The sequence below is a fragment of the Xanthomonas populi genome (assembly GCF_002940065.1).
Lineage (GTDB): Bacteria > Pseudomonadota > Gammaproteobacteria > Xanthomonadales > Xanthomonadaceae > Xanthomonas > Xanthomonas populi.
In genome coordinates this window covers 1-13666 of record NZ_MDEJ01000108.1, presented here as the reverse complement: position 1 = coordinate 13666, position 13666 = coordinate 1, and the positions used below count along the sequence as shown (strand labels likewise).

Annotated in this window: 10 protein-coding genes, 1 tRNA gene and 3 pseudogenes; 7 read left to right on the top strand and 7 right to left on the bottom strand. The window is 63.5% G+C overall.

Annotation, left to right across the window (positions count from 1 at the left end; translation table 11 throughout):
- Positions 1–117 precede the first annotated feature (117 nt).
- The 3 genes and pseudogenes from XpopCFBP1817_RS23185 to XpopCFBP1817_RS15590 all read right to left on the bottom strand — a co-directional run bounded on the left by XpopCFBP1817_RS23185 (position 118) and on the right by XpopCFBP1817_RS15590 (position 2908).
- The gene (locus XpopCFBP1817_RS23185; protein ID WP_244171200.1) at positions 118–921 is read right to left on the bottom strand and encodes a hypothetical protein; all 804 of its coding nucleotides are present in this window, start codon (positions 919–921) and stop codon (positions 118–120) included.
- A 302-nt stretch (positions 922–1223) separates the two neighbouring features.
- Positions 1224–2730, bottom strand: a pseudogene (locus XpopCFBP1817_RS21935) (DUF6538 domain-containing protein).
- A gap of 85 nt (positions 2731–2815) precedes the next feature.
- Positions 2816–2908: transfer RNA gene (locus XpopCFBP1817_RS15590), tRNA-Ser, on the bottom strand.
- A gap of 135 nt (positions 2909–3043) precedes the next feature.
- Here XpopCFBP1817_RS15590 and dnaX point away from each other — a divergent pair.
- From dnaX to XpopCFBP1817_RS15570, 4 genes are all read left to right on the top strand, one after another.
- Positions 3044–5113 carry a DNA polymerase III subunit gamma/tau gene (gene dnaX, locus XpopCFBP1817_RS15585; protein WP_128417798.1) on the top strand — a complete coding sequence of 690 codons (2070 nt, stop codon included), beginning with the start codon at positions 3044–3046 and terminating at the stop codon, positions 5111–5113.
- Positions 5114–5119: 6 nt separating this feature from the next.
- Positions 5120–5440: a YbaB/EbfC family nucleoid-associated protein gene (locus tag XpopCFBP1817_RS15580; protein ID WP_128417797.1), complete on the top strand. Its 321-nt coding sequence runs from the start codon at positions 5120–5122 to the stop codon at positions 5438–5440.
- Between the two features lie 97 nt (positions 5441–5537).
- On the top strand, positions 5538–6131 hold the full coding sequence (gene recR, locus XpopCFBP1817_RS15575; protein ID WP_128417796.1) for a recombination mediator RecR: 594 nt from the start codon (positions 5538–5540) through the stop codon (positions 6129–6131).
- A 94-nt stretch (positions 6132–6225) separates the two neighbouring features.
- A complete protein-coding gene (locus tag XpopCFBP1817_RS15570) occupies positions 6226–6576 on the top strand; it encodes a histidine triad nucleotide-binding protein (RefSeq protein WP_128417795.1) in 351 nt (116 codons plus the stop codon).
- 111 nt (positions 6577–6687) lie between these two features.
- On the opposite strand, the gene XpopCFBP1817_RS15565 is transcribed toward XpopCFBP1817_RS15570, so the two are convergent.
- Genes XpopCFBP1817_RS15565 through XpopCFBP1817_RS15550 form a run of 4 tightly spaced genes read right to left on the bottom strand, consistent with a single transcriptional unit; the run spans position 6688 to position 11078 of the window.
- The gene (locus XpopCFBP1817_RS15565; RefSeq protein ID WP_128417794.1) at positions 6688–7221 is read right to left on the bottom strand and encodes a Slp family lipoprotein; all 534 of its coding nucleotides are present in this window, start codon (positions 7219–7221) and stop codon (positions 6688–6690) included.
- Complete coding sequence (locus XpopCFBP1817_RS15560; RefSeq protein ID WP_128417793.1) at positions 7218–9170, bottom strand: transglutaminase TgpA family protein; 1953 nt, start codon at positions 9168–9170, stop codon at positions 7218–7220. Before XpopCFBP1817_RS15560 ends, XpopCFBP1817_RS15565 begins: the two co-directional genes overlap by 4 nt.
- On the bottom strand, positions 9163–10119 hold the full coding sequence (locus tag XpopCFBP1817_RS15555; RefSeq protein ID WP_128417792.1) for a DUF58 domain-containing protein: 957 nt from the start codon (positions 10117–10119) through the stop codon (positions 9163–9165). The genes XpopCFBP1817_RS15560 and XpopCFBP1817_RS15555 overlap by 8 nt, the downstream gene beginning before the upstream one ends.
- A 5-nt stretch (positions 10120–10124) precedes the next feature.
- Positions 10125–11078, bottom strand: coding sequence for an AAA family ATPase (locus XpopCFBP1817_RS15550; RefSeq protein ID WP_128417791.1), 954 nt, complete (start codon positions 11076–11078; stop codon positions 10125–10127).
- Positions 11079–11115: 37 nt separating this feature from the next.
- Here XpopCFBP1817_RS15550 and XpopCFBP1817_RS15545 point away from each other — a divergent pair, with 37 nt between their 5' ends.
- The 3 genes and pseudogenes from XpopCFBP1817_RS15545 to XpopCFBP1817_RS24075 all read left to right on the top strand — a co-directional run.
- Entirely contained in the window at positions 11116–13005 is a 1890-nt protein-coding gene (locus tag XpopCFBP1817_RS15545; protein WP_128417790.1) for a glycosyltransferase family 39 protein, read from the top strand.
- Positions 13006–13015: 10 nt separating this feature from the next.
- A pseudogene (locus tag XpopCFBP1817_RS15540) lies at positions 13016–13183 on the top strand (IS5/IS1182 family transposase); the annotation flags it as partial.
- Positions 13184–13265: 82 nt separating this feature from the next.
- A pseudogene (locus tag XpopCFBP1817_RS24075) lies at positions 13266–13666 on the top strand (transposase); the annotation flags it as partial.

Sequence of the window (13666 nt, the reverse complement as noted above, 5' to 3'; positions counted from 1 at the left end):
GGAGCGATTACGCACACTGCCCGAACACGTCTACAACCAGATGGTCATGGGCTGAAAAACGTGGGGATACCTCAGCCTCAAGCATGGTGTTCCACAAAAAACTTTAGGTGAGAAACTTCAGATACCGGCAGACGCCATTTCAATCCTGCTCCGCCAGTTCAGGGCGGCTGCAGAAACGCAGGTTCTGTAGACCCTATCCTTGGTAAGCCCAGCTAGGTAAGCGGTAATTTGTATTGCGGTCTTCGCTACATAAGCCCATCCGGGGATCCAGCCCACAGGCTTGGGAACCAAATTAAAAGCTTCAGAGCAGTCCATTATTTCTTTGGTGACAGCGCCCAAGATGTCACCCACCTCAGCGTTCATATCCCATCTGGCTGCAAGTGATGGATTCCAGATGGCAGCAGCAACTTTCCGCATCTCCTCCTGCTCTGCTGGAGTTGGGGAGCTGGCTGCTGCCACGGTGCCGGTTTGTGAAGAACGCTGAGAATCGTTTTGGGAGAGGACTTTGAATGGTGGAGCAAACCGCTTCGCCCAAATCTCAATCGCAGGATGTATACGTGCACTCTTGTTGCCGAAATAACGGACCTGCCCCTCTTCGCGGTCGTAATACGCTGCGTAGACTCGGCCGTCAGGATAAAAAACGAAAGCTGCGGCGTGACTATCGGCGCCGCCTTCTCTCCATCCATCAAGGAAGATTCCACCGTCTTTTAATCGGACGGGATTGGCGGCTTCGGTGAAATTCCCTTTAAATTTTTCGAAGTGATCACCTAGCAAAAATCTCAAGCTGTTTTCAGCGCCAGTCTGGGCAATGACTTCCTGAAATGCCGGGGGTGGTTCTGGTGATTTACTCCACGCCAGACCTGTTGATGAAAAAAAACATACTGCAAGAAGAGTCTTCCAACCAATCGTTGTCCATTCCACGTCACTTCTCTCCGTGTAAGTCGAGGTTGATAATGCACTTGTTTGGATTGCCACCTCGCGCTGTAATTCTAGGTAAAGCGCTTTGTGGCGAGTTGAGTCTACTGAAGAATTGGATGGTCTGCCATGCCATCGAAATAGCTAGGATTTTGAACGGCCACGCTTACCTAGCTTCAATAAGCGCAGCGCTCGGAATTTCGATGAAAAATTCTACAGAAATGGTAGAAAATCTTTGTTGCGGCCCAGATTTCGCAGTGTTATTTGTCCAAGTCATCTCAAGAGGTGGATATCAGTCCAGGGCGTCATTAGCGCTTTGTTCGAGCAGACATCTCGGGTGCTGGCGCTTGAAGCAACAGAGCAAGTTTTTCGAGAGACAGCGCATAGTTCAACACCGAGAGTCCGGGCGACACGCCCCGGAGCCCATCCAGCTTTTCCTTGGCTGTAAACGCTCGGCTGTAGGTCACGTGGTGCTCGTCGTCCAACTCGTGCCCGACCAATTGGGCACGGAGCTCGGACACCACGCCCGCGCCCTGCAACTCCTGAATCAGGTTTTGCGCAGCGAGTGGAAGCCGCGCTTGGCCGTGGGCCAGTTTTTGCCGACCTCGGCCAAGTGTCGGCTGAAGGCTTTGGAGATCCAGTTGCTCTGTCCGTTCTTGGCATCGGCCTTAGCCGCCGGGAACAAGCGTTCCTGACCCTCGGCGCGCGCCTGCTCGACCCAGGTCAGGAAGCCCAGGGCGAGCAGGTCGGGGTGTACCGGCACCGTCCTCAAGCTCACATCCGTCTTCACCTTTTGATGCTCGCCCTCATCGGAAATCTGGATGCAGGGGAGGCCGCCGTCCTCGACCACGTCGGCGGTCAGCAGTTGGCCGACCTCCGAGGCGCGGGCTCCGGTATACAGACCAATGAGGGAGGCCCACCGTGCCGCCAGGGGCAGGGCTTCGAAGGCGACCGGGGCAAGCAAGGCCTGGACCTGATGAGCGTCGTAGGCCTTGAACCCGAACTTGCGCCTGGCCCGCTTTTTCCGGGTCGAGTAGCTCACGTGCCCTAAAGCAGGGTTGTCGCCACGCGGGTAGTGGCCTGAGGCCTGGGCCCACTCGAAGAATCCGCCCTTGCCACCGATGTAGGACTGCTTGTTGGTGAGCGTGGGTGTAGAGGCTCCCTTTTCGCGCATGTCCTGATACCAGCGCGCCAAGTCCGAGCGGGTGACGGTATGCAGCTTGGTCTTCTCCCCGAGGAAGCGGGTCAGCAGGTCGACAGCGGTCCGCTTGATGGTCCAGGTCTTGGCAGGGTGCTGCCCTTGAGGCTGTTCAGCCAGGCGTCTCGCGCCTTGCCCAGCGTGATCGATTCGATGGCGGGTTTGGTCGTCCGCCGTGGCGTCGGCAGGGTCGGCACGTGCTGATTAATCAGCTCTCCCAAGGCGCTGGGTTGGGGAGCCCTGAGCGCCATGAGTTGCCGGTAGAGCGTGACGTCCTCTGGCGTGTCGATCTTCCACAGCTCGGTGATGGATCCATCCGCCGAGCGTGTCCGATTCAGCGTCAACTCCTGCGGACGTTCGGTGCCGGTCAGGCGCGCCATGAGCGCGTCCAAGTCGTCGTCCCGGGTTTGCATGCGTCGTTCCCTAAACACAGTGAAGACTTGAGCATACCGGGCAGCCATGGTCAGCGCGCGCAGCCGGGCCTCCCGCATGTCGTAAGTGTGGAGGGTGCGTTTGAAGGTCTGACGACCCACGATGGGCTGCAAATCGACCGGAACACGCTTGCGATACGACCAGAGTCCGGAGAGGGCTCGAACGAGATGATGAGGAATGCGCATGGGAGTCGTGTATCCCGCTTTGCGCAGCTGCAGCCAGTTTTTACCATAACAAAAAACCCCTGATTTCTCAGGGGCTTGCGTATCCTGGCGGAGAGAGGGGGATTCGAACCCCCGAAGCGCGGTTTAGACGCTTACACACTTTCCAGGCGTGCTCCTTCAACCACTCGGACACCTCTCCGTACCTGTGCGACCGGGGTCTAACAGGGCCGCAAATTCTAGCGGTCGCCGGCCCGTACCACAAGCTGAATCTTCCAGACGCAGTCGGTGAGACCGGCCATGGCACAATATCCACTCAGAAGAAGCTGGTTGCCCGATGTCTTATCTTGTTCTTGCCCGCAAGTGGCGCCCGAAGCGTTTTGCCGAACTCGTAGGCCAGGAACACGTGGTCCGCGCGCTCAGTAACGCGCTCGACAGCGGGCGCGTGCACCACGCGTTTCTGTTCACCGGCACCCGCGGCGTCGGCAAGACCACCATCGCGCGCATCTTCGCCAAATCGCTGAACTGCGAGACGGGCACCAGCGCCGATCCGTGCGGCCAGTGCCCTGCCTGCCTGGATATCGATGCCGGCCGCTATATCGACCTGCTGGAAATCGACGCCGCGTCCAACACCGGCGTGGACGATGTGCGCGAGGTGATCGAGAACGCGCAGTACATGCCCTCGCGCGGCAAGTTCAAGGTCTACCTGATCGACGAAGTGCACATGCTGTCCAAGGCGGCGTTCAATGCGCTGCTGAAGACGCTGGAAGAGCCGCCGGAGCACGTGAAGTTTCTGCTGGCCACCACCGACCCGCAAAAGCTGCCGGTGACGGTGTTGTCGCGCTGCCTGCAGTTCAACCTCAAGCGGTTGGACGAAGATCAGATCCAGGGCCAGATGACCCGGATTCTGGCCGCCGAGCAGATTGAGTCGGAGCCATCGTCGATCGTGCAGCTGTCCAAGGCCGCAGACGGTTCGTTGCGCGATGGTTTGTCGCTGCTTGATCAAGCCATCGCTTACGCCGGTGGCGCGCTACGCGAGGATGTGGTGCGCACTATGCTCGGTACGGTTGATCGCACCCAGGTTGGCGCGATGCTGCAGTCGCTGGCCGATGGCGATGGCGCGCGCCTGTTGCAGGTGGTCGCTGCCTTGGCCGAATTCTCGCCCGACTGGAGCGGCGTGCTGGAGGCATTAGCTGAGGCCTTACACCGCATCCAAGTGCAGCAACTGGTGCCGTCGGTGGCGTTCGTCGGCGATGGCATCGACCCGAGCGGTTTTTCCGCGCAGCTGCGGCCCGAAGTGGTGCAGCTGTGGTACCAGATGGCGCTCAACGGGCGTCGCGATCTGTATCTTGCGCCGAGCCCGCGTGCCGGCTTCGAGATGGCTGTGCTGCGCATGCTGGCCTTCCGTCCTGCTTCGGCGGTGCCGGTTGGCAGCAACGACGATGGGCACGGTGCGAATGCCGGTGGCGGTGCGCGTTCGGCAGTGGCAGGCGCGCAGGTTGCTGCACCGCAAGCTGCACCGGTGGCGGTTGTGTCTGCTGCAGTGACCAAGCATGTCGACGTGGTTGAAGTAACTCCGGTTCCCGTTGCGGCGGAAGTGGCACGTCCAGCGCCAACGGCTCCCGCAGTGGCAGTGGTCGCTACAGCGCCGACGCCGGTTGTCGTGCTTCCTGCTCCGTGGGCCTCTTCTGATGACGTTCCGCCAGCAGCGCCTGTGCGCAACGACGACACGCCGCCCTGGGCAGTGGACGATGCGCCCGTGCGTGCGCAAGCTGCGCCCGTCTCCGAGTCGCTTGCCTTACTCGCGCCGGAAGCCGCAATGGCAGCTCCCGCGGCAGTCGTGGCGGCGCCCCCTATTGCGATTGCGCCCGAAGCTACAGTTGCGCCTCCCGCGGCCATCGTGGCACCTGCGCCTGCTGCCCCGGTTGCAGCGCCGGCTGTGGCTACATCATCCGCAACTGCTGTATCTGCCCCATCGCCAACCACTGATCAGTCTGACCTGCTCAATGACGGCCAGATCGCCGATGCCGAGCAGTGGCTGGACCTGGTCACGCGCAGCGGCTTGAGCGGCCCCTCGCGCCAGCTTGCGGCCAATGCCGCCTTTGTTGGTCATCGCGATGGCGTGCTGCGTCTGGCGCTGGCGCCGGGCTTCGAATATCTGAATTCCGAACGTTCCATCGCCAACCTCGCGCAGGCGCTGGCGCCGGTGTTGGGTGAGACGCCGCGCATTGTCATCGAGACAGGCAGCGCCGATGTCGAGACCCTGCACGAGCGCGCCGATCGCCAGAAAGGTGAGCGCCAGAGCGCGGCCGAAACAGCCTTTATGAACGACCCGAATGTGCAGCAGCTGATTCAGCAGCAGGGCGCGCGGGTAGTCCCCGATTCCATCCGCCCTTACGACGAGTAACGACACATGCGTGGGAACATTGCCCAATTGATGCAGCAGGCGCAGAAGATGCAGGAAAACCTGCAGCGCGCCCAGGAAGAACTGGCCAAGCTGGAAGTCACCAGCACCGCCGGCGGCGGCATGGTCAGCGTGACGCTGACCGGCGCCAAGGAATGCCGCAAGGTACGCATCGACCCGAGCATCCTCTCCGACCAGGAGATGGCCGAGGATCTGATCGCCGCCGCCTTCAACGATGCGTCCAACAAGATCGATGCCGAATCCAAGGATCGGATGGGCTCGGCCACCGCCGGCATGCAGCTGCCGCCGGGCATGAAGCTGCCGTTCTGAGAGGCAGCGAATCGGGAGTAGTAAATCTGGAATCGTAAGAGCGAGATCGTCTTTTGCCTTTGCGATTCCCCAATCTCGATTCCCGATTGCCGACCCAATGTCCTCTCTTCTCGAACAACTGATCGAGGCCTTCCGGGTGTTGCCGGGCGTGGGCCAGAAATCGGCGCAGCGCATGGCTTACCACGTGCTCGAGCGCGAGCGCGAGGGCGGGCGTCGCTTGGCCACGACGCTGGCCAATGCGGTGGAAAAAGTCGGGCATTGCCTGCAATGCCGCGACTTCACCGAGTCGGAAATCTGCGCGATCTGCGCCAGCGCCAGTCGCGACCGGCAACAGCTGTGCGTGGTCGAGTCGCCGGCCGATCGCCTGGCGATCGAACACGCCACCGGGTATCGCGGGTTGTACTTCATTCTGCAGGGGCGCTTGTCGCCGCTGGATGGCATCGGCCCGCGCGAGCTGGGGCTGGACCGGCTCGGCGAGCGTCTGGCCGCCGGTGAAGTTACCGAAATGATCATCGCCACCAATGCCACGGTGGAAGGCGAGGCAACCGCGCATTACCTGGCGCAACTGGCGCGGCAGCATGCGGTGCGCCCAAGCCGGCTCGCGCAAGGCATGCCGCTAGGCGGCGAGCTGGAGTACGTGGATCGCGGCACCTTGTCGCATGCGTTCGGTACCCGCAGCGAAGTGCTTTAGAGCTGGGAATCGGGAGTCGGGAATGGGGATTGGCAAAAGCTGGCCGGCAGCGCGCTGTAAGCTCTTACCAATCCCAAATCACCAATCCCCTTCCATGACCGACACCATCTTCGGCAAGATCATTCGTCGCGAAATCCCGGCCAACATCGTCTACGAAGACGACGAGGTACTGGGCTTTCGGGACATCGCACCGCAGGCTCCGGTGCATGTGCTTTTTATTCCCAAGCAGCACGCCATTCCCACGCTGGACGATGTGCCGCCCGAGCAGGCGCTGCTGGTTGGCAAGCTCGCACTTGCCGCCGCGGCGTACGCACGCGAACAGGGATTGGCGCAGGACGGCTATCGCATCGTGATGAACTGCCGCGAGCATGCCGGCCAGACGGTGTTCCATATCCATCTGCATCTGCTGGCTGGCGCGCCGCTGGGATGTTTCGGTACTCCTTGACTTCATTGCTCAATCGAGCGCATCAGCGCCTGTTCGAGCAGCCGAGTCGTACAAACAAAAACGCCGCTCCCTGCGGGCGGCGTTTTTGCGTGTCACTGACTCAGTAGCCTATTACCACCAGCCGCGACCCCAACCCCAGCCGCCGCCCCAACGCGGGCCCCACGGATCACCCCACGGGCCATATGGGTAGGCCGGCATAGCGTCGACCTCGCGCAAGATCGGCCACAGGTAGACCACGTCGGCATTCACCTTGGGCAGCTTGTAGTCGTACTCGCCGATCTTGGTGGTTTCATAGCCTTCGATTTTGCCGATGAAGGTCACCTCGCGGCCCGGCTCAAACACGGCCGGATCGTAGAAGCCGGAGCGGCAGGCCAGGAAGCGGCCATCGCTGGCATCAACGGCGTTGCGATCCGGACGCCCGCTGGCATTGAGCGGGCGCGAGATCAGTTCGAAGCAGGTCCGGCCCTGGCTCGGCGTGGTCTGGATGATCTTGCCGCCCCAACGCACGGACGTCCCGACCTGGGCGCTGGCGGTTGAGTCGCTCGGACTGACCGTAGGAAACTGGCCTTGCAGCGGCTTGGGCGCGGTCGCACAGGCTGCCAGCCCGAGCACAGCGACAGTGGGAAAAAGAAAGCGGGTACTCATGAGGAAGCTCCGGTTCGCGGGCGATGCTGCAGCAGATCTTTAAGGAGTGTGGCGCTGTCCGAATGAGCGCCAGCGTAGCGCGCGGCAGCGAAACGTTGGCTGAGCGGTAACAATGCCGTCTCCGGGTGTGAACGGGCGACACGCTGTGCCCAGATGATGGCCGGTTCATGCGGTTCGCGGGCCAGTCCAAGCTCGCCGTAGCGGCGACCCAGGCGATGCCAGGCACGCAGCAGCGGGTCGCGCTCACGCTCGCCGCGCGCCAGCAGCCAGGCCATCCATGCCAATGCGCTGACCGCAAACACGCCGAAGACGGCGGCCAACTGCGAACTGTCCAGATGATCGATGCCGAAGGGCTGCAACAGGCGTTGCTGGCGGTCGGCATCGAAAGACAGCACCAGGTCGTTCCAGCCGCGACGCAGCAGGTCACTCACCTGGCCCAGGCTGGCCCACACGCCGAGCTGGGCGAAGTTGTTGCCGCCGCCGGTCTGCAGTCGGTCTTCCAGCGTGTCGTAGATGCGTTCCGGCGCCACCGCAGCGGTGGGATCCACGCGCACCCAGCCACGGCCGGCCAGCCAGACTTCGGTCCAGGCATGCGCATCCATACGCCGCACCACCCAGTAATTTCCCAAGCCGTTGTAGGTGCCGCCCGCATAACCGGTGACTACCCGCGCCGGGACGCCGGCCGCGCGCATCAGCACCACGAACGAAGAGCTGAAGTGCTCGCAGAAACCGGCTTTCTGCTGGAACAGGAACTCATCGACGCTGTTGCGCCCGAGCAACGGCGTATCCAGCGTGTAGGCGAATTCACGGGTGATCCACTGCAGCGCGCGCTGCACCACGGCATCGTCGTTGCTGCCTGCTTCCAAGCGCCATTGCCTTGCCAGTGTGAGCGTGCGCGGATTGAAGCCCGGCGGCAGGGCGAGGGCGCGCTTGCGCAGCCTGTCGGGCAGATCGGTGTCGAAGCGCACGGGCGGTGCCGACTGAAGCTCCCAGCGGGTCAACGCGCTCAGTGGCCGCTGCGCAAACAGCTCGTAGTCGGGCGACAGTTCGGCCTTGGCGACGGCTTGCGTGGGCAGGTCCAGCGCCACCAGTTGGCGACGGTCGGTGGGCTCGTAATCCAGACGATAACGGTAGGTCTGCGGACCAGCACTGACCGAAGCGGGTTGCCCGCGCCCGGTCCAGCGCGCGCGCTGCCAGGTGCGGCCATCTAAGTCCCACATCACCGGCCCGCGCCAATAGCGTTGCTGGGGCGGCGGAGCCTTGCCGGTGAACTGTGCGCGCAGTGCCGGGCTGTCGTCGGCCATCAGGTCGATCCATTCGCCCGGCGACATGTTGTCCGACAGACCGGGCCGCGACAACGCACGCTCGGGTACGCCCCACAGCGGAGAACTCAGGCGCGGCAGCAGCCAGAAGGTGGCCAGCGCCAGCGGCACACCGATGGCGACCAGCTTGCCGATACCGCGCAGTTGCAGACGTAGCGCAGGCGTGCCGTTGCGGTGCTCTTCGTCTGCCAGTCGCTGCATGCTGAGTAGCGCACTGACGACCGCCAGCAGCGCCAGGCCCATCGTCGCCGGCCCCTGGTCGAGCAAAAACGCCGCGAACGGGGCGAACAACGCAAAGCCGAGCAGGCTGCGCGCATCGCGCAAGGTGCGCAGCTCGGAGGCCTTGATCGCCAGCATTGCCGCCAGTACTGCGCAGCCGGTGTCGCGCCCGAAGCGCATACCGATCTGCCAATACACCGCCGCCAGCATCGCGATCACCAGCAACAGCCGCACCGGCGCCATCAACGTGACGCGCCAGCTCAGCACGCCGACCAGCACTGCGGCCACGGCAATGGTGCCTGCGAGCAGTCCCGGCAGCTGCAATAGCAATGGCGCCAGTGCCAGCCAGCTGGTGGCCAGCACCCAGCCGCGGCTGGCCTGGCTGATCGGGAGGGACGGCTCAGTCATGAGGAAGCAGGGCCAGGGCGCGCAGACACAGATGATGATGCGATGGGCCTTGCGCAGGCCCCAGCGGCGACTGGCCCGGCAGCAGCAGGCGGTAGCGTCGCCCATCGCGTTCGGCCAGGTTGACCCAGCGCGCCAGACGCGCGATGCGGCGCTCGTACGGCAGCGCGTTGAGCGTGCGCCAGTCCAACGTGACTTCGATGCCCTGGGGTTGCTCGTATTCGCGCACCAGCAAGGTGTCGCGGCGCGCGGAGTGCTTCCAGGAAATGGTGCGCGGTGCATCGCCGGCGCGGTACGGGCGCAGCTGATGCAGTTCTTCGCCTTGCGCGTGCAGGCGGGTCTGGTTGGGCGAACCGGCGCCTTCGGGCAATGACGGTCCTTGTTCTTCTGGTTTCGGATAGGCCAGCAACGGCGTTTCCGGCCAGGCCCACGACCAGGCGCGTACCAGCCCCAGTGGCTGGGTGCTAGACAGGCGGATACGTTCGATGTCCTGCCAGCCGCGGCGCTCGGTGGGGAACAGGAGGTCCAGGTCGGCATTGTCGTGCTCGATTAACGAGCAGAAACCGCTGCTGTCTAGATGATCCAGGCGCAGCCCGCGGCGCACGCGGGTATCGCGACGTGCCAGCGACACCCGCATGCGCAATGGCTCGCCGGCGATTACCGGCTCGGCCGACACCGCCTCGATGCGCAGCGCCGACAGCTGCAGGTGCGCCATGATGCTGCTGGCGATGCCGGCGGTAGCCAGCAGCAAGGCCAGCAGCAACGCCGGGTTGTTGTTGTAGTTCAGCGCACCGAGCAGCATCGCCAACAGCAAGCCGGCGACGAAGAGCCCGAAGCGGGTCGGCAGCACATAGATGCGTCGCCGATCCAGCACGATCGGCAACGCCTCTGCGCCCCGCGGACGCGCCAGTAGGCTGAGTCGGCGGCCGACGCCGCGCAAGTGCGCACGCACCTGGATCAGTCCACCGGCACGCTATGCAGCAGCGCCTTGGCCAGCGCCGGCCCGGATGAGGATTCGGCTTCCGGCACCAGCCGATGCCCAGCTACCGCCACGAACAGCGCCTGCACGTCTTCCGGCAGCACGTGCTCGCGCCCGAGCAGTAGCGCGTAGGCCTTGGCCGCACGCAGCAGCGCGATGCCGGCGCGCGGCGACAGGCCCACGCGCACGCCGGCGTGCTGGCGACTGCGCAGCAGCAAGGCCTGCACATAGCCAATCAATGCATCGCTGGTATGGATCTGGCTGACCACCGAGCGCAGTGCGACGACTTCGGTATCGCTGAGTTGCGGCACGGCCTGGGCGATCAATTCGCGCCGATCCACGCCGGACAACAACGCGCGTTCGGCATCGGCGCCGGGATAGCCCAGGCTGAGTCGCAGCAGAAAGCGGTCCAGTTGCGAATCCGGTAGCGGGAAGGTGCCGGACAGATCGACCGGATTCTGTGTGGCGATCACGAAGAACGGCTCCGGCAGCGCATGCGTGACGCCATCCAGCGTGACCTGCTGTTCGGCCATGGCTTCGAGCAGCGAGCTTTGCGTACGCGGCGGCGCACGATTGATCTCGTATGCCAGCAGCACATTGGTGAACACCGGGCCGGAATGGAACTGAAACTGGCGCGAGGCGGCGTCGTAGACCGACACGCCCAGCACATCGGCCGGCAGCAGATCGGAGGTGAACTGCACGCGCTGGAAGCCCAGCCCCAGGCTGGACGCCATCGCGTGGGCGAGGGTGGTCTTGCCCAGGCCGGGCAGATCCTCGATCAGCAAATGCCCGCCGGACAACAGCGCCACGAACGCCAGACGCACCTCCTGCGCCTTTCCCAGCAATAGCGAATTGACCTGGTCTTGTGCGCGCCGCAGCGATTGGCGCAGCGCATCGGTTAGCATTTCCGTGGAACGCAACGGTGTCGACATCACAATTCCGTAGGTGAAAAGAAGAGTGCACAGGGCAATGCAAGGGGACCAACGCGCACATCGCACCTTCGTGATCCTGTGGACACTGGCGACAGCCGTCAAGCTGTTGATTGCCGCGCGGTTGCCCTTGTTCGTGGACGAGGCGTTCTATTGGCAGGAAGGCCAGCATCTGGCCGCAGCGTATTCGGATCTGCCGGGCATGACGGCCTGGCTGGCGCGGCTGGGTGTGGAGGGCGGCGGACATCATCTGCTGGCCTTGCGCCTGCCGTTTCTGGCCATTTCCGCGCTGCTGCCGTGGCTGATCGCGCATATCGCCACGCGCTGGTTCGGCTCCACCCTGGGCTGGCAGGCGGGCAGCTTGACGCTGCTGATGCCGCTATCGGCCACGCTCGGCATTCTGGCGGTGCCGGATGTGCCGATGGCGCTGGCGGCGGTGCTGTGCATGGATGCCGGCGCGCGATTGCTGCGCGAGGTCGATGCGACCAGTGCGCTCGAGCTCGCCATTGGCTTGGTGATCGGCGCCCTCAGCCATTACCGCTTCATCGGCGTGATCGGTGTGGGCTGCATCGCGTTGCTGTACATTCCGCAGGGGCGCGCGGTCATGCGCGACCCACGCATCTGGATGGCGCTGACGGTGGGCGCGATGAGCTGGCTGCCGCTATTGTTCTGGAATATCGACCACGACGAGGCCGGGTTGCGCTTCCAGTTGGTCGACCGGCATCCATGGCGCTTTCAGATCACCGGGTTGTGGTTTGTGCTGATACAGACGGTGCTGGTGACCCCCCTGCTGGCCTGGGCGATGGTCAAGGTCAGCCTGGCCGGTATGCGCGCCGGCGGTGGTTCGCGGGCGCAATGGCGGTATTTCGGCTTGCTGGGCGGTGTTTCGACCGTGGCGATCTTCGTGCTCGGTTTCTTCAGCGATGCCGAGCGGATCAGTTTCCAGTGGCCGCTGCCGGGCTATCTGGCTTTGCTGGTCGCGGTGCCGGTGATTTTGATGCGTTGGCCGCATGCGCTGCGTCGCGCGGCCTGGTTGATCGCCTTGCTCGGCACCCTGGGTGCATACGGTTATTACCTTGCGGTGTCGGTGCAGTCGATTCGCGCGCATGCGGCTGGCGAAAAATATTACCCGCGCAATTTCGCCGGCTGGAACCACCTGGCGGGCGCGGTCAAAACCAGACTTGCGCAGATGCCGCCGGGCACGCGTGTGCTGGCGCAAAACTTCAAGGTCGGCGCCGAGCTCGGTTTCCAGTTGCACGATGCCAACGTGGAAGTATTGCGTGCGGATTTGAACGACAAGCACGGGCGCAGCGCGCAGTTGCTGCAGTGGGGATTGCTCAGTGACGGCACGCGTGCCGGGCCGCGGCTGCTAGTGCTCTCGCCCAGTGATCAGCGCTACCGCGACCTGTTGAAGCGTTACCACGCCATCTGCGACATGGTCGGGCCGTTGCCGCCACCCACCGTGGTGTCCACCGATCACGGCTATCAGCGCTTCCTGTTGTTTGCGCTGCCGGCGCAACGCCAGCCTGGGCCGTGCATCGCCCCGGCGATGGCCTGGATCGACACGCCGCTGCCGGATGCGAGCGTATCCGGGCAGGTGCAGGTGCGTGGCTGGGCGTTCAAGGATGGCGTCGGCCTGTCGGATGTGGAGCTGCTGCTCGACGGTCGCCCGGTCGCGCATGCCGGCTACGGCACGCTGCTCGACGTGCGCCCGTACTGGAAGATCTCCACCGACCCGCAACACCCGCACGTCGGCTTCACCGCCACGCTCGACACGCACGCGCTGCCCCCGGGCACGCATTGGCTGGGACTGCGCCTGCACGGCCACGACGGCAGCGTCGAGGACTGGTGGGAACAGCCGGTTACCATCATTACTAAGGAACCTCTGAACAACTCGCCACAGATGCGCGACACGACGCACTCACGTTGAGGAGGCATCCATGCAACTGACATTCGGTGATGCACAGGGCTTGGGCAAGCGCAAGCACACCCGTCGTGAGATCTTCCTGGCCGAGAGGGAACGCATCGTTCCATGGACGCACCTGCTTGGGCTGATCGCGCCCCATTATCCGGTGTCCGGGCGGCCAGGCCGTCAGCCATATGTGCTGGTATAATTTCCACGGACACCTCGATAGGTGTAATGCACCTGGACGAGGACGATGAGCAAGAGAGTAACAAAGGACATTCAACGCGGAGTGCAAGCTGCAAGTCGTGCAGATGATACGCGGGCAGGGCTTGAGCGTGGGCGATGTCTGCCGCGACATGAAGCTCGGCGAGACGGCGGTTCGGCGATGGCTGACCCAGGCCGATGAAGAGGCCGCTGGCCGCCCTGGTATCGGCAAGCCGCTCACCGCTGAGCAACAACGCATCCGCCAGCGTGAAGCCGAGAACACGCAACTGCGCGGCAATGTCGATATCCTAAAAAAAGCATCGGCCTTCTTTGCCCGCGAGCTTGGATGCGCTACCAGCTCGTCAAGCAGCTGCACAAGAAGGCCGTTTCTGTCTGGCGCCTGTGTCGCGTGCTGGGTGTCAGCCGCTCGGGCTACTACGGCTCCCGTCAACGCGCCAAGCTGGCGCCCAAGGCTTGCCAG